Source organism: Mesorhizobium sp. B1-1-5, from assembly GCF_006443065.1.
Classification (GTDB): Bacteria; Pseudomonadota; Alphaproteobacteria; order Rhizobiales; family Rhizobiaceae; genus Mesorhizobium.
The window spans coordinates 1-15,863 of sequence record NZ_VFWS01000049.1 but is presented as its reverse complement, the minus strand read 5'-3'; the positions used below and the strand labels follow the sequence as shown (position 1 = coordinate 15,863).

Annotated in this window: 13 protein-coding genes; all 13 read left to right on the top strand. The window is 65.2% G+C overall.

All coding sequences use genetic code 11. The annotated features are described in order from the left end of the window. Positions 1-7: 7 nt before the first annotated feature. Positions 8-1,462, top strand: a complete 1,455-nt coding sequence (locus tag FJ980_RS16425) for a UDP-N-acetylmuramoyl-L-alanyl-D-glutamate--2,6-diaminopimelate ligase (RefSeq protein WP_140544460.1) — start codon at positions 8-10, stop codon at positions 1,460-1,462. Next, positions 1,459-2,892: a UDP-N-acetylmuramoylalanyl-D-glutamyl-2,6-diaminopimelate--D-alanyl-D-alanine ligase gene (locus FJ980_RS16420; protein WP_140544458.1), complete on the top strand. Its 1,434-nt coding sequence runs from the start codon at positions 1,459-1,461 to the stop codon at positions 2,890-2,892. The genes FJ980_RS16425 and FJ980_RS16420 overlap by 4 nt, the downstream gene beginning before the upstream one ends. 26 nt (positions 2,893-2,918) lie before the next feature. Continuing rightward, complete coding sequence (gene mraY, locus FJ980_RS16415; RefSeq protein ID WP_140544456.1) at positions 2,919-4,001, top strand: phospho-N-acetylmuramoyl-pentapeptide-transferase; 1,083 nt, start codon at positions 2,919-2,921, stop codon at positions 3,999-4,001. A gap of 10 nt (positions 4,002-4,011) precedes the next feature. Further along, positions 4,012-5,412 carry a UDP-N-acetylmuramoyl-L-alanine--D-glutamate ligase gene (gene murD / locus FJ980_RS16410; protein ID WP_140544454.1) on the top strand — a complete coding sequence of 467 codons (1,401 nt, stop codon included), beginning with the start codon at positions 4,012-4,014 and terminating at the stop codon, positions 5,410-5,412. Continuing rightward, the gene (gene ftsW / locus FJ980_RS16405) at positions 5,412-6,563 is read left to right on the top strand and encodes a putative lipid II flippase FtsW (RefSeq protein WP_095768993.1); all 1,152 of its coding nucleotides are present in this window, start codon (positions 5,412-5,414) and stop codon (positions 6,561-6,563) included. The genes murD and ftsW overlap by 1 nt, the downstream gene beginning before the upstream one ends. Before the next feature lie 6 nt (positions 6,564-6,569). Continuing rightward, a complete protein-coding gene (murG, locus tag FJ980_RS16400; RefSeq protein WP_140544452.1) occupies positions 6,570-7,694 on the top strand; it encodes an undecaprenyldiphospho-muramoylpentapeptide beta-N-acetylglucosaminyltransferase in 1,125 nt (374 codons plus the stop codon). Beyond that, entirely contained in the window at positions 7,691-9,097 is a 1,407-nt protein-coding gene (murC, locus tag FJ980_RS16395; protein WP_140544450.1) for a UDP-N-acetylmuramate--L-alanine ligase, read from the top strand. Before murG ends, murC begins: the two co-directional genes overlap by 4 nt. Further along, positions 9,094-10,059: a UDP-N-acetylmuramate dehydrogenase gene (gene murB / locus FJ980_RS16390; protein ID WP_140544448.1), complete on the top strand. Its 966-nt coding sequence runs from the start codon at positions 9,094-9,096 to the stop codon at positions 10,057-10,059. The genes murC and murB overlap by 4 nt, the downstream gene beginning before the upstream one ends. 312 nt (positions 10,060-10,371) lie before the next feature. Then, positions 10,372-11,298, top strand: coding sequence for a D-alanine--D-alanine ligase (locus FJ980_RS16385; protein WP_140544447.1), 927 nt, complete (start codon positions 10,372-10,374; stop codon positions 11,296-11,298). After that, entirely contained in the window at positions 11,286-12,230 is a 945-nt protein-coding gene (locus FJ980_RS16380; protein WP_140544445.1) for a cell division protein FtsQ/DivIB, read from the top strand. The genes FJ980_RS16385 and FJ980_RS16380 overlap by 13 nt, the downstream gene beginning before the upstream one ends. Next, positions 12,227-13,534, top strand: coding sequence for a cell division protein FtsA (ftsA, locus tag FJ980_RS16375; RefSeq protein ID WP_140544443.1), 1,308 nt, complete (start codon positions 12,227-12,229; stop codon positions 13,532-13,534). The genes FJ980_RS16380 and ftsA overlap by 4 nt, the downstream gene beginning before the upstream one ends. Positions 13,535-13,600: 66 nt before the next feature. Then, positions 13,601-15,256, top strand: coding sequence for a cell division protein FtsZ (gene ftsZ, locus FJ980_RS16370; protein ID WP_140544441.1), 1,656 nt, complete (start codon positions 13,601-13,603; stop codon positions 15,254-15,256). Positions 15,257-15,659: 403 nt separating this feature from the next. Beyond that, positions 15,660-15,863, top strand: a 204-nt coding sequence (locus tag FJ980_RS16365; RefSeq protein ID WP_181164892.1) for a UDP-3-O-acyl-N-acetylglucosamine deacetylase, incomplete at its 3' end; no start/stop codon positions are given.

The window sequence follows — 15,863 nt, the reverse complement described above, 5'->3', positions numbered from 1 at the left end:
GGACTCAATGCATCTAAAAGATCTAGCCGGCATCCTGCCTGTCGAGGGAACAGCTTCCCCCGATCTGGAGGTGACCGGACTTTCCTCCGATTCCCGCGCGGTCAAGACCGGCGTCGTCTTCTTCGCGCTCGCCGGCAGCAAGGCCGACGGCTCGACCTATGCCGCCGATGCCGCGGCCCGCGGCGCGGCTGCGATCGTCACCGGCAAAGGCGTGAGCGTCTCCAGCCTGTCGATCCCGGTCCTTGCCGTCGATGATCCGCGCCTGGCGCTGGCGCTCAGCGCGGCGCGCTTCTTCGGACGCCAGCCGCAGACCATGGTCGCCGTCACCGGCACCGCCGGCAAGACATCCGTCGCCGCCTTCACCCGCCAGATCTGGGAGCAGGCGGGTTTTGCCGCCGCCTCGATCGGCACGACCGGCGTGGTGGCGCCCGGCCGCAACGAATATGGCTCGCTGACGACGCCCGATCCAGTGGCGCTGCACCGATTGCTCAAGGAACTGGCGGATGCGGGCGTCACCCACGCCTCGATGGAAGCTTCGAGCCACGGCCTCGATCAGCGCCGCCTCGACGGCGTGAAGCTGGCGGCAGGCGCTTTCACCAATCTCGGCCGCGACCACATGGATTACCATCCGACGGTGGAGGATTATCACCTCGCCAAGCTGCGCCTGTTCGACACGCTGCTGCCGAAGGGGGCGCCCGCGATCGTCTTTGCCGACGATCCGTGGTCGGAGCCGACCATCAAAGCCGCGAAAGCGGCGGGGCTGGAAGTGCTGACCGTCGGCCGTCATGGCGATTTCCTGACGCTGAAGCGGGTCGAGCATGAGCGGCATCGCCAGCGCGCCGAAATTGTGGCCGATGGCGTGCTGCACGAGGTTGACCTGCCTTTGGCCGGCGATTTCCAGATCGCCAATGCGCTGGTCTCGGCCGGACTTGCCATCGCGACTGGAACACCCGCGGGCAAGGCCTTGGCGGCATTGGAGAAATTGAAGGGCGCGCCTGGCCGGCTCGACCTCGTCGGCGCCACTGCGGCCGGCGCCCCCGTTTATGTCGACTATGCCCACAAGCCCGATGCGCTGGAGAATGTGCTGACCTCGGTCCGGCCTTTCACGACGGGGCGCGTCGTCGTGGTGTTCGGTTGCGGCGGCGACCGCGACCGGGGAAAAAGGCCGATCATGGGCGAGATCGCGACGCGGCTCGCCGATATCGTCATCGTCACCGACGACAATCCGCGCACCGAAGCGCCAGAGACCATCCGCGCGGCGATCCTCGCCGCCGCGCCCGGCGCCATCGAGATCGGCGACCGCCGCAAGGCGATCCACGAGGCGGTGGCGATGCTTCGCGCCGGCGACACCCTCATCGTCGCCGGCAAGGGACATGAGGAAGGCCAGACAGTCGGCACCGAAACCTTTCACTTCTCCGACCACGAGGAAGTGCGTGAGGCGCTCAAGGAGCGCGCCGCATGAACCTGCTGTGGACCTCGGAAGCGCTCGTCGAAGCCATGGGCGGCAGGCCGATCGGCTCGCTGCCGGAGGGCATCACCGGCATTTCGATCGACAGCCGCAGCCTGGATCCGGGAAACGCCTTCTTCGCCATCAAGGGCGAAGCGATGGACGGGCATGACTTCGCGACCGCGGCGGTCAAGGCCGGAGCGGCCGTGCTGGTCGTCGCCGAGGGCAAGTTGCCGTCGCTCGGTCGGCTGACGGCGCCGATGATCGTCGTTCAGGACGTGCTCGCGGCCCTCGAGAAGCTCGGCGTAGCGGCCCGCGCCCGATCGAAGGCGAGGATCATCGCGGTCACCGGCTCGGCCGGCAAGACGACCACCAAGGAAGCGCTGCGCCATGTGCTGTCGGGGGTTGGCAAGGTGCACGCTTCGGCGCAGTCGTTCAACAACCATTGGGGCGTGCCGCTGACGCTGGCGCGCATGCCGCAGGACTGCGACTATGCGATCTTCGAGGTCGGCATGAACCATCCGGGCGAGATCCGGCCGCTGGTCAAGATGGTCAGGCCGCATGTCGCCATCGTGACGATCATTGCCGCCGCTCATCTCGGCTTCTTCAAGAATCTCGACGAGATTGCCGTGGCCAAGGCCGAGATTTTCGAGGGGATCGAGCCAGGTGGCGCAGCGCTGCTCAACCGCGACGATCCACGCTGGAAGCTGCTCGGCAAAATGGCGAAACAGGCGGGCGTCGAGCATGTCTTCGGCTTCGGCGAAAATGTCCGCTCGGCGTTCCGCCTTGTCGGCTGCGAGCTTCATGCCGACCATTCCGACATCGCCGTCAAGATCGGCAAGAGGGACCTGACCGCCCGTATCGGGGCGCCCGGCCGCCATATCGTGCAGAACGTGCTGGCGGTGCTGGGCGCCGCGCAGCTGGTCGGCGCTGACCTCGACAAGGTCGCGGCGGCGCTAGCAGATCTTTCGGCCGAGCGCGGGCGGGGCCGGCGCCATATCCTGCATCATCCCAACGGGCCGATCACGCTGATCGACGAGAGCTACAACGCCAATCCGGCGTCCATGGCGGCGGCCATGGCGCTGCTCAACGCCACGCCGGTCTCAGGCGAGGGCCGGCGCATCGCCGTGCTCGGCGACATGCTGGAGCTCGGCAGCCATTCGGCAGATCTCCACGCGGCGCTTGCCAAGCTGATCGTCGGCACGGGCACGCGCAACGTCTTTCTCGGCGGGCCGGAAATGCAGGCGCTAGCCAAGGTTTTGTCGGCCGATATCCAGACGGAATATCGGGCAAGCGCCGAGGAACTGAAGCCGATCGTGATCGCCGCGCTCAGGCCCGGCGACGTCGTGATGGTCAAGTCGTCGAAGGGCATCGGGTTTTCAAAGCTGGTCGAGGCGTTGCTCGGCAAATTTCCGGCGGAAGCCACAAACATTAATCCGGCCTAGATCGGGCTCCGGGGGACGGAAGGACCATGTTCACACTGCTCGTCGATTTCGCGGACAAGATCTCGTTCTTCAACGTCTTCCGCTACATCACTTTTCGCACAGGCGGCGCGCTGATCACGTCTGCGCTGATCGTCTTCATCTTTGGGCCGACGATCATCAATTCGCTGCGCCTGCGGCAAGGCAAGGGCCAGCCGATCCGCGCCGACGGCCCGCAGACGCATTTCAAGAAGGCCGGAACGCCGACCATGGGCGGGCTGATGATCCTGTCCGGCATCATCGGTTCGTCGCTCTTATGGGCGAACCTGTCCAGCATCTATGTCTGGGTGGTGCTCTTGGTCACCGTCGGCTTCGGCTCGATCGGCTTCTACGACGACTATCTCAAGGTGACCAAGCAGTCGCATCTGGGCTTCTCCGGCAAGGCCCGCCTGGCGATCGAGTTCATCATCGCCGCCATCGCGGCCTGGGTGATCATGCATAACGGCCAGGCGCCGTTCTCGTCGTCGCTGACCTTTCCCTTCGCCAAGGAATTCCTGATCAACCTCGGCTGGTTCTTCGTGCCGTTCTCCTGCTTCGTCATTGTTGGCGCCGGCAATGCGGTGAACCTGACCGACGGCCTCGACGGCCTGGCGATCGTGCCGATCATGATCGCGGCGGCGTCCTTCGGCGTCATCGCCTATCTGTCGGGCAACGCGGTGTTCGCCGAATATCTGCAGATCCATTTCGTTCCCGGCACCGGCGAGCTCGCCGTCGTGCTCGGCGCGGTAATCGGCGCAGGCCTCGGCTTCCTCTGGTTCAACGCGCCGCCGGCCGCGATCTTCATGGGCGACACCGGCTCGCTGGCGATGGGCGGGCTGATCGGCACCATCGCGGTCGCCACCAAGCACGAGATCGTGCTGGTCATCGTCGGCGGCCTGTTCGTGGTCGAGATCCTGTCGGTCATCATCCAGGTCGGCTATTTCAAGATGACCGGCAAGCGCGTCTTCCTGATGGCGCCGATCCATCACCATTTCGAAAAGCTCGGCTGGACCGAAAGCCAGGTGGTGATACGCTTCTGGATCATTGCCGTCATCCTGGCGCTGGTCGGTCTGTCCACCCTCAAGCTCAGATAGGACTCGCTGCTTGATCCCCGCCGCTTCCTTTTCAGGCAAACGCATTTCGCTCTTCGGGCTTGGCGGCTCGGGGATCGCCACGGCGCATGCGCTGATCGCCGGCGGCGCCGAGGTGCTGGCCTGGGACGACAATCCGGACAGCGTCGCCAAGGCAGCGGCCGCGGGGATTACGACCGGGGATCTGCGCGCCGCCGATTGGCCGCGTTTCGCCGCCTTCGTGCTGTCGCCGGGGGTGCCGCTGACGCATCCCAAGCCGCATTGGACGGTGGAGCTGGCGCGCGGCGCCGGCGTCGAGGTGATCGGCGATATCGAGCTGTTCTGCCGCGAGCGCAACAGCCGCGCGCCGGCAGCACCGTTCATTGCGATTACCGGCACCAACGGCAAGTCGACGACGACTGCGCTGACGGCGCATATCGTGAAGTCGGCAGGCCGCGACACGCAGATGGGCGGCAATATCGGCCGTGCCGTCATGACGCTCGATCCGCCCGAGCCGACGCGGCACTATGTGGTCGAGTGCTCGTCCTACCAGATCGATCTCGCGCCCTCCATCAATCCGACCGCCGGCATCCTGCTCAACCTGACGCCCGACCATCTCGACCGGCACGGCACGATGGCGCATTACGCCTCGATCAAGGAAAGGCTGGTCGCGGGCAGCGACACCGCGATCGTCGGCGTCGACGATTCCTGGTGCGCCCAGATCGCCGACCGGCTGGAGCGCGCCGGCCGGCAGGTCATCCGCATTTCCAAGCGCCTGCCTTTGACGGACGGCTATTTCGCCGACGGTACCAATCTGATGGAAGCCGTGCACGGCCGCTACAGCCGCGTCGCCTTCCTCGAAGGCATCGGGTCGCTGCGCGGCCAGCACAACGCGCAGAACGCGCTGGCCGCCGTCGCCGCGTGCCTGAGGATCGGGCTCGATCTCGGCGAGATCCAGGCCGGCCTCGAGAGCTTCCCGGGGCTGGCGCATCGCATGGAGCAGGTCGGCCGCAAGGACCATGTGCTGTTCGTCAACGATTCCAAGGCGACCAATGCCGATGCGGCCGCACCCGCGCTGTCGAGTTTCAACCGCGTCTATTGGATCGCCGGCGGCCTGCCCAAGGAAGGCGGCATCGAGCCGCTGCGCGGCTTCTTCCCGCGCATCGCCAAGGCCTATCTGATCGGCGAGGCGGCGCCAGCCTTCTCGGCGACGCTCGGCGAGGCGGTACCCTACGAAATATCCGGAACGCTGGCGGCGGCGGTCGAGCATGCCGCCAACGACGCAGCAAAGGACACCGGCGGCGAGGCCGTGGTGCTGCTTTCGCCGGCTTGCGCCAGTTTCGACCAGTTCAAGAATTTCGAAGTTCGCGGCGAAGCCTTCAGGCAAGCTGCGACTGCTATTGATGGGGTGAAATCCATCGGAGGGCCACGTTGATGCAAAGCCGTCTCGACAAAAGTCCTGTCGCCACCTGGTGGTGGACGATCGATCGCTGGTTCCTGGCGGCATTCCTGTCGCTGATGGGACTGGGCATCGTGCTGTCCTTCGCCGCAAGTCCGGCGGTGGCCGAGCGCATCGGCCTCGACAGCTTCCACTTCGCCACGCGCCAGATCATCTTCACCATCCCGGCGCTTATCGTGATGCTGGCGGTCTCTTTCCTGGAGGCGCGGCAGATAAGGCGCATGTCGCTGGTGATGATCTGCATCATGCTGGTGCTGATGGTGGCGGTGCTCTACATCGGCGTCGAGGTGAAGGGGGCGCGGCGCTGGGTATCGCTTGCAGGCCTTTCCATCCAGCCGTCCGAGTTCCTGAAACCGGCCTTCGTCGTCATCTGCGCCTGGCTGTTTGCGGAGCACAGGCGCCAGCCTGACATTCCCGGCAATCTGTTCGCCATGCTTTTGCTGGCGCTGGTCATCTCGCTTCTGGTGGCGCAGCCCGATCTCGGCCAGACCATGCTGGTGCTGGGCACCTGGGGCGTGATGTTCTTCATGGCCGGCCTGCCCTGGTTCTGGATCGTCGCGCTGGGTGCTGCCGGCGTCGGCGGCGTGTTCGCGGCCTATACGGTGTTTCCGCACGTCGCCGCGCGCATCGACAAATTCATGACCGGCGAAGGCGACACTTTCCAGGTCGATATGGGCCGCGAGGCGCTGATCAATGGCGGCTGGTTCGGCGTCGGCCCGGGCGAGGGCACGGTGAAGCGGGTCATCCCCGACAGCCATGCCGACTTCGTTTTCTCGGTCGCCGGCGAGGAGTTCGGCCTCATAATGTGCTTCTTCATCATGTCGATCTTCGCCTTCATCGTGCTGCGCGGCCTGAGCATCGCGCTCAAGGAGCAGGACGATTTCACCCGCTATGCGGTCGGCGGCCTCGTCACCGTCTTCGGCCTGCAATCGGCCATCAACATGTGCGTGAACCTGCAGCTGATGCCGGCCAAGGGCATGACGCTGCCCTTCATCTCCTATGGCGGCTCCTCGCAGATCGCCATCGCCGTCTCGATGGGCATGGTGCTCGCCTTGACGCGCAAGCGTCCGGAAAAGCGCAAGCAGATGGGCTTCGTCCTTTCGCAGCGCGCAATGCCGGCGGAATGAGGCAGGATGGCGAAGGGTGTCATCCTGCTTGCGGCCGGCGGAACGGGCGGACATCTGTTTCCGGCCGAGGCGCTGGCGCATGAGCTGATCGACCGCGGCTGGAAGGTGCATCTTGCCACCGACAATCGCGCCGAGCGCTATTCCCGCCATTTCCCGGCAGCCGACATTCACACCATCCCCTCGGCCACGCTGGGTTCGAAGAACCCGGTCGCCATGCTCTCGGCCTTCTGGAAGATCTGGCAGGGCGTGCGGGAGGCCGGCCGTGTAATCGCCAGGATCAAGCCGGAGGCTGTCGTCGGCTTCGGCGGCTATCCGACGCTGCCGCCGCTCTATGCCGCGACAAGGCGAAAAGTGCCGACGCTGATCCATGAGCAGAACGCCGTCATGGGCCGCGCCAACAAGGCGCTTGCCGGCCGCGTGGATGCGATTGCCGGCGGTTTCCTGCCGGAGGGCGCAAGCGCTGACGGCGTAAAGACGGTGACCACCGGCAATCCGGTCAGGCCGCAGGTCCTCGATGCGGCGAAAACGCCTTACGTGGTATCGAATGAGGGCGAACCGTTCCGCTTCCTGGTGTTCGGCGGCAGTCAGGGCGCGCAGTTCTTTTCCGATGCCGTGCCTGCGGCGATCGCGCTGCTGCCGCAAGACCTGCGCAAGCGGCTGGCGATCACGCAGCAGGCGCGCGCCGAGGATGTGGTGCGGGTGAAGGCCGCCTATGCCGATCTCGGCGTCGACGTCCAGGTCTCGCCCTTCTTCACCGACATGGCGGCGCGCATGGCGGCGGCGCATCTGGTGATGTCGCGCTCCGGAGCCTCGACGGTTTCGGAAATCGCCGTCATCGGCCGGCCGGCGCTGCTGGTGCCTTATCCGCATGCGCTCGACCACGACCAGGCTGCGAATGCCGCGGCGCTTGCCGCCGCCGGCGGGGCCGAGCTTCATCCGCAGTCGACGCTGTCGGCGGAGCGGATCGCCGAACTGGTCGGCGGGCTGATCAAGGATCCGAACCGGCTGGCGACCATGGCCGCCGCCGCCCGCTCGGCCGGGAAACCGAACGCGGCGCGGTTGCTCGCCGATCTGACAGAGGCTATTGCGTCCGGCAAAACGGTTTCGGACTACAGGAGGACGCGCGTATGAAGATGCCGCAGACCATCGGCCTTGTGCATTTCATCGGCATCGGCGGCATCGGCATGAGCGGCATCGCGGAAGTGCTGCACAATCTCGGCTACAAGGTGCAGGGGTCCGACCAGGCCGACGGCGCCAATGTGCAGCGGCTGCGCGACAAGGGCATCGAATGCTTCGTCGGCCACAAGGCCGAGAATCTCGGCGACGCCGAAGTGGTGGTCGTTTCGACCGCGATCAAGAAATCCAACCCGGAGCTCAAGGCCGCGCGGGAGAAGTTGCTCCCCATTGTCCGCCGCGCCGAGATGCTGGCCGAGCTGATGCGGTTCCGCCAGGCGGTCGCCATCGGCGGCACGCATGGCAAGACGACGACGACTTCGATGGTGGCGACCTTGCTCGAGGCCGGCGGGCTCGACCCGACCGTCATCAATGGCGGCATCATCAACGCCTACGGCACCAATGCGCGCATGGGCGATGGCGAGTGGATGGTGGTCGAAGCCGACGAGAGCGACGGAACGTTCCTGAAGCTGCCGGCCGATATCGCCGTCGTCACCAACATCGATCCCGAGCATCTCGACCACTATGGCAGCTTCGACAAGGTGCGCGAGGCGTTCCGCCAGTTCGTCGAAAACGTGCCGTTCTATGGCTTCGGCGTGATGTGCACCGACCACCCGGAAGTCCAGGCGCTGGTCGGACGGATCGAGGACCGGCGCGTCATCACCTATGGCGAGAACGCGCAGGCCGATGTGCGCTTCAGCAACCACCGCATGCAGGGCGCGATCTCCGAATTCGATGTCGTGATCCGCGATCGCAAGGGGCGGGGCACGACCTCGATAAAGGACCTGCGCCTGCCGATGCCTGGCCGCCACAACGTCTCCAACGCGACGGCGGCGATCGCGGTCGCGCATGAGCTTGGCCTCTCGGCCGAGGCGATCAAGAAGGGCCTGTCGTCCTTCGCCGGCGTCAGGCGGCGCTTCACCCGTACCGGCTCGTGGGACGGCGTCGAGGTGTTCGACGACTACGGCCACCATCCGGTCGAGATCGCGGCGGTGCTGAAGGCCGCGCGCAGCGCGACCGATGGCAGGGTGATCGCCATCGCGCAGCCGCATCGCTTCACCCGGCTGCACGATCTCTTCGATGAGTTCTCGGTCTGCTTCAACGACGCCGACACGGTGATGGTGGCGCCGGTCTATGCGGCAGGCGAGGAACCCATCGAAGGCGCGACCTCCGACGCGCTGGTGTCGCGCATCCGTTCCGGCGGCCACCGCGACGCGCGCTATATCGAGGGTCAGGCGGCGATCGCGCCAGCCATTCGCGAGCTTGCCAAGCCCGGCGATTTCGTCATCTTCCTCGGCGCCGGCAACATCACGCAATGGGCTTACGCGCTGCCCAAGGAACTTGGTGGGACGCCCTCATGATGCACGGCCAGGACCTGATCCTTAAGCTCAGCGACAAGCTTGCCGGCCTGCGCGGCCGTATCACGCCGAACGCCGAGATGGACAAGATCACCTGGTTCCGGGCCGGCGGCCTCGCCGAGGCGTTGTTCCAGCCGGCCGACGAGGAAGATCTTGCGGCTTTCCTTCGGGCTGTGCCGGAAGAGGTGCCGATCACGGTGGTCGGCGTCGGCTCGAACCTTCTGGTGCGCGACGGCGGCGTTCCGGGTTTTGTCGTCAGGCTCTCGGCCAAGGGTTTCGGCGAGGCCGAGACCACCGGGCCGACCACGATCAAAGCCGGCGCGGCGACGCCGGACAAGCGTCTCGCAGCGGTGGCCTACGAGGCCGGCATCGGCGGCTTCCATTTCTATCACGGCATTCCTGGCGCCGTCGGCGGCGCGCTCAGGATGAATGCCGGCGCCAACGGCGTCGAGACCCGCGAACGGCTCGTCGAGGTGAGGGCGCTGGACCGCAAGGGCAATCTCCATACGCTGAGCAATGCCGATATGGGCTATGCCTATCGCCATTCGTCCGCGCCTGCCGGACTGATCTTCACCTCGGCCATTTTCGAAGGGTTTGCGGAAGACAAGGCGGCGATCAAGGCGGCGATGGATGCCGTGCAGAACCATCGCGAGACGGTGCAGCCGATCAGGGAAAAGACCGGCGGCTCGACCTTCCAGAATCCGGAAGGCACCTCGGCCTGGAAGGAGATCGACAAGGCCGGCTGCCGCGGGCTCATGATCGGCGGCGCGCAGATGTCGCCGATGCATTGCAACTTCATGATCAACACCGGCACGGCCACCGGCTACGACCTCGAATATCTCGGCGAGACGGTGCGGGCGCGGGTGCTCGAGAATTCGGGCATCAGGCTGCACTGGGAGATCAAGCGCCTCGGCAATTTCAGGCCGGGCCATGCGGTGCAGGAGTTTCTCGGGCAGCTTCTTTAGCTTAGGCTTAAGTTCATGTGATGCTTGAACTTCCAGCGGTCTGAAACAGCCGTAGAACCGTTGCCTCAAAGACTCACAATTCACTTTTTGCGGCTGTTTTCGCGGAAAGTGAATCTCTCGGAATCATAGGTACTTGCCAGCGAATCAACTCTCTGATTCTCTGCCCTAAAGCGTTTCCTGATTTGAGTCGTTCGACGCATTAAGCCGCGTTTTCCGTCTGGGGGGGCAACCTGCCGGAGGGCTCGGACTCAATGTTTGGAAATGCGGTGCGGGAATATCGGTTGCAGGCCCGGCGTGAGAGGGGATGACGGGATGAAGAAGAAGCATGTGGCTATCCTCCTGGGTGGATTCTCCTCGGAGCGGCCCGTGTCTCTGTCCTCGGGGAAGGCGTGTGCGGATGCGCTCGAGAATGAAGGCTATCAGGTCACCCGGGTCGATGTTTCGCGCGATGTCGGGTCTGTGCTTGCCGAGCTCAAGCCTGACGTCGCCTTCAATGCGCTGCACGGTCCGTTCGGCGAGGACGGCACCATCCAGGGAATTCTCGAATATCTCGCAATTCCCTACACCCATTCGGGTGTGCTCGCTTCGGCGCTGGCCATGAACAAGGAGCAGGCCAAGAAAATCGCCAAGGCGTCCGGCATTCCGGTCGCGGAATCGAAGGTTGTCAACCGCTTCGCCGTCCAGAACAAGCATCCGATGAAGCCGCCTTATGTGGTCAAGCCGGTCAATGAGGGGTCGAGCTTTGGCGTGGTCATCGTGCTTGAGGGACAGTCGCATCCGCCGCAGGTGATCGGCTCCACGGAATGGCAATATGGCGAGACCGTGATGGTCGAACGCTACATCCACGGACGCGAATTGACCTGCGCGGTGATGGGCGATGTGGCGCTCGGCGTCTGCGAGATCATCCCGACCGGGCATTCCTTCTACGATTACGATTCAAAATACGTTCCCGGCGGATCAAAACACGAAATCCCTGCTAAAATTTCACCGAATATTTACCAAAAAATACAGACACTGGCCCTCAAGGCTCATCTTGCCATTGGTTGCCGGGGCGTCTCCCGATCGGACTTCCGTTACGACGATCGCCACTCCGAAAACGGCGAGGTTGTCTGGCTCGAGGTCAACACTCAGCCGGGCATGACGCCGACGTCTCTGGTGCCTGAAATCGCCGCGCAAGCGGGGCACTCGTTCGGCGATTTGTTGAGTTGGATGGTGGAGGACGCTTCGTGTCTGCGTTGAGGTTGGGACAGGGCAATGGCGTCGGTGCGGCTGGTCTCGCGCTGTTCGGCGTTTCGCTGTCATTCGACCGTTTCGTGCTGCCGCGTCAGCTTCGCCGGCCGATGCGCGTGCTGGCGCGTTTGTGCGGCGGCGAGTATGAGGCGCCGCGCTTTTCGGCGGCGATCCTTTCCGCTGCGCTGATCGCGTCCAGCAGCGCCTACGGCGCCTATCTCGGCGGCTACGCCGACAGCATCGTGCAGGGCGTGACGGCGCGCACCGGCTTCGCCGTCGACCAGATCAAGGTGGTCGGCAACCGTCAGACGTCCGAGATCGATGTGCTCGACCGGCTCGGCCTCGACGGCTGGACCTCGCTGATCGGCTTCGATGCAGAGGCCGCGCGCGAGCGCATCGCGACGCTGCCGTGGGTCGAGGGAGCCGCGGTGCGCAAGATATACCCGCATACGCTGGAAGTGCGCATCGAGGAGCGCCAACCCTTCGCGCTTTGGCAGCAGGGCACCTCGGTCTCGGTCATCGAGCGGTCGGGCGAGATGATCGCGCCGTTCTCGGGCGGCAAGCAGGCGCTGCTGCCGCTGATCATCGGCACCGGCGCGCCGGCCATGGCGCCGGCCTTCCTCGCCAAGATCGAGCGCTATCCCGAGCTTGCGGCGCGGGTAAAAGGCTACATCCGGGTCGGCGAACGGCGCTGGGACTTGAGGCTTGAAAACGGCATCACGATCAAGCTGCCGGAAGACGGCGAGGACCAGGCGATCGCCGAGCTCGTCAAGATCGACCATGACAACGGATTGCTGGCCCGCGACATCGCCGCCGTCGACATGCGGCTTTCCGACCGGCTGGTCGTGGAGCTGTCGCCGGAAGCGGCGACACAGCGCGAAGCAGCGCTCAGCGACAAGCCGAAGTCCCTGGCCAAGCGCAAGGTGGAGAGAAAGATATGAGCTGGCTTGGCGGCAGCAGCGACGCTTCTTCGCGTCGGTCGGGCACGCTCACGGTGCTCGATGTCGGCTCCAGCAAGGTTTGCTGCGTCGTGGCGAAGCTCAAGCCGAACGAGGACGGCAAGCTGCTGCGCGGACGTTCGCATCGCATCCAGGTGATCGGCATCGGCCATCAGAAATCGCAAGGCGTGAAGTCCGGCGTGGTGGTCGATCTCGATCGCGCCGAGCATGCCATCCGGCTTGCCGTCGATGCGGCCGAGCGCATGGCCGGGCTCACCGTCGATTCCCTCATCGTCAACATGACGGCCGGCCGGCTGAAGAGCGAAGCCTTCTCGGCGACCATCAATCTCGGCGGCCATCAGGTCGAGGAAGTCGACATCAAGCGCGTGCTCGCCGCCGGCGCCAAGCAGGCGCTCAGGGCCGAGCGCGAGGTGATCCATTCGCTGCCCGTCGGTTTCTCGCTCGACGGCGAGCGCGGCATGCGCGACCCGCGCGGCATGGTGGGCGATGCGCTTGGCGTCGACATGCATGTGCTGACGGGCGACGCGGCGCCGATGCGAAATCTGGAGCTTTGCATCAACCGCTCGCACCTGTCGGTCGAGCGCATGGTGGCGACGCCCTATGCCAGCGGGCTTGCCTCGCTGGTCGACGACGAGCTCGAAATGGGCGCTGCCTGCATCGACATGGGCGGCGGGACGACGACCATCTCGGTCTTCTCGGAGGGCAAGTTCATCCATGGCGATGCCATCGCCATCGGCGGCAACCATGTGACGCTGGATATGGCCAAGGGCCTGTCGACCTCGCTCCATGCCGCGGAGCGGCTGAAGGTGATGCATGGCTCGGCGCTGCCCGGCAGCGCCGACGACCGCGACCTGGTCTCGATCCAGCCGATCGGCGAGGACGGCGATATACCGCTGCAGATCCCGCGCTCGGTGATGACGCGCATCATCCGCGCCCGCATCGACGAGACGCTGGAGCTTCTGCGCGACCGGCTGAACAAGTCCGGCTACGGCAACGCCGTCGGCAAGCGGGTCGTGCTCACCGGCGGCGCAAGCCAGCTCGCCGGCCTGCCGGAAGCGGCGCGCCGCATTCTCGGGCGCAATGTGCGCATCGGCCGGCCGCTCGGCGTCGCAGGCCTGCCGGAGGCGGCCAAGGGACCGGCGTTCTCGACCCCGGTCGGACTGATGATCTATCCGCAGATGGCGAGCTTCGAGAGCCATTCAGCGAAAGGACTTTCCGGTTTCAGGATGACCGGAACGGGCGGAAAACTGCATCGCATGAGTCAGTGGTTGAGAGACAGTTTTTAATTGACGGGGACAGCCCCATAGGCGGCCGCAGCGGCGAGGCGGCGGGAAAGGCAAAGGACGGAGACAATGACCATCAATCTGCAGAAGCCGGACATCACCGAGCTCAAGCCACGCATCACCGTGTTCGGTGTCGGCGGCGGCGGCGGCAATGCCGTGAACAACATGATCACAGCCGGCCTGCGCGGCGTCGAGTTCGTGGTGGCCAACACCGACGCGCAGGCGTTGACGATGTCCAAGGCCGAGCGGCTGATCCAGCTCGGCGCACATGTCACCGAAGGCCTCGGCGCCGGCTCGCAGCCGGAAGTCGGCCGCGCGGCGGCGGAAGAGTGCATCGACGAGATCATCGATCATCTCTCCAACACCCATATGTGCTTCGTCACCGCCGGCATGGGCGGGGGCACCGGCACGGGCGCTGCTCCGGTCGTTGCCCGCGCGGCGCGCGAGAAGGGCATCCTCACCGTCGGCGTCGTCACCAAGCCGTTCCATTTCGAGGGCCAGCGCCGCATGAAGACGGCCGACATGGGCATCGAGGAACTGCAGAAATGCGTCGATACGCTCATCGTCATCCCCAACCAGAACCTGTTCCGGCTGGCCAATGACAAGACTACCTTCGCCGATGCCTTCGCAATGGCCGACCAGGTGCTCTATTCGGGCGTCGCCTGCATCACCGACCTGATGGTCAAGGAAGGCCTGATCAACCTCGACTTCGCCGACGTCCGCTCGGTGATGCGCGAGATGGGCAAGGCGATGATGGGCACGGGCGAGGCTTCGGGCGAGGGCCGCGCGATGGCCGCCGCTGAAGCCGCCATCGCCAACCCGCTGCTCGACGAGACCTCGATGAAGGGCGCCAAGGGCCTGCTGATCTCGATCACCGGCGGCCGCGATCTCACCCTGTTCGAGGTGGACGAGGCCGCGACCCGCATCCGCGAGGAAGTCGACCAGGACGCCAACATCATCCTGGGCGCCACCTTCGACGAGGAGCTGGAAGGCGTGATCCGCGTGTCGGTCGTCGCCACCGGCATCGACAAGTCGGCGGCCGAAATCGCGGCTGCGCCGATCTCGATTCGCGCGCCGCAGAAGCCGGCCGCCCGCCCGGCGGCGGCTCCGGTGGCCGAAATCCGCCCCGCTCCGGTTCAGCCGCACGCCTATGAGCCGCGCGCGGCCGATCCGGTCGCGGAGGCGATCCAGCTTGCCGAGGCGAACGCCGCCGCCATGGCGCAGCCGCGCGCCTTGCCGGTCGACGACTTCCGGCCGCAGAGCAAGATCTTCCAAGCCCCGCCTGCGCAGCCGCAGCCGGCGGTGCCGCAGCAGGTCATGCAGCAGCCCGCGCCGCAGCGCGAGATGCCGCAGCCGGTGGCCGCGGCGCCGCAGCGTATGCCGCGCGTGGAAGACTTTCCGCCGGTGGTAAGGGCTGAAGTCGAAGCCAAGAGCCGGCCGGCGGACCATGAAAACAGCGGTCCGATGGGGCTGATCAAGCGGCTGACCAACGGCCTTACCCGCCGCGAGGAAGAGCCGGCTCGGCTTCAGCCGGCGCAGCCGCGCGAGCCGAAGCTGCGTCAGGCCGCGCCCGAGATGCGCCGTCTCGCCAGCCAGGATCCTGCGCTCTATGCGCCGCGCCGCGGCCAGCTCGACGACCAGGGCCGGCTGACGCCGCAGGCCCGCACAGTCCAGGAAGACGACCAGCTGGAAATCCCGGCCTTCCTGCGCCGTCAGGCCAACTGATCGGTACGGCGGCCGCCGATCATCGAGACGGCGCGGACCGTCGATCGTCGATACAGCGTAGCGCTGATCGTTAACGATGTATAACGGTTGTTAACAGGCAGACGAGAAATCGTCTGCCTGTCGCTTTTACAAAAGAAATTGAAAACAATGGCTTATGAGCTATTTCTGACACATTTCCGTGGTTACACGGGGTAAGAAACCGTGATTTGGAGTCTCCAGGGCGGGCCATTATCTTCGCCACGGACTAAAGTCGGTTTGCCGGGATTCGGGGAGTAGCCCTGCCTGCCGATTATACAGAGCCGCATGCTCTTGCTTATTTTGCCGCATTTGTGCGAGCGCCAGACCATCAGACTGGCTGCAAGATACCCAGGGCCAGTGGAGCGGACGCAGGCATTTTGGGCGTATGGGGTTACTCTTGCACGACTATCAGACGACAGTGAAATCGCGCGCGACGCTGGCTGGCATTGGCGTCCATAGCGGCAAGACCGTCACCGTTCATTTCCTGCCGGCCGACGCCGATACCGGCATCGTCTTTCATCTTTCGAATGGCGGCGAAGCCCGCGAGCTCCGCGCCCTGGTCGCGGAAGTCGGCGCCACCGATCTCTGC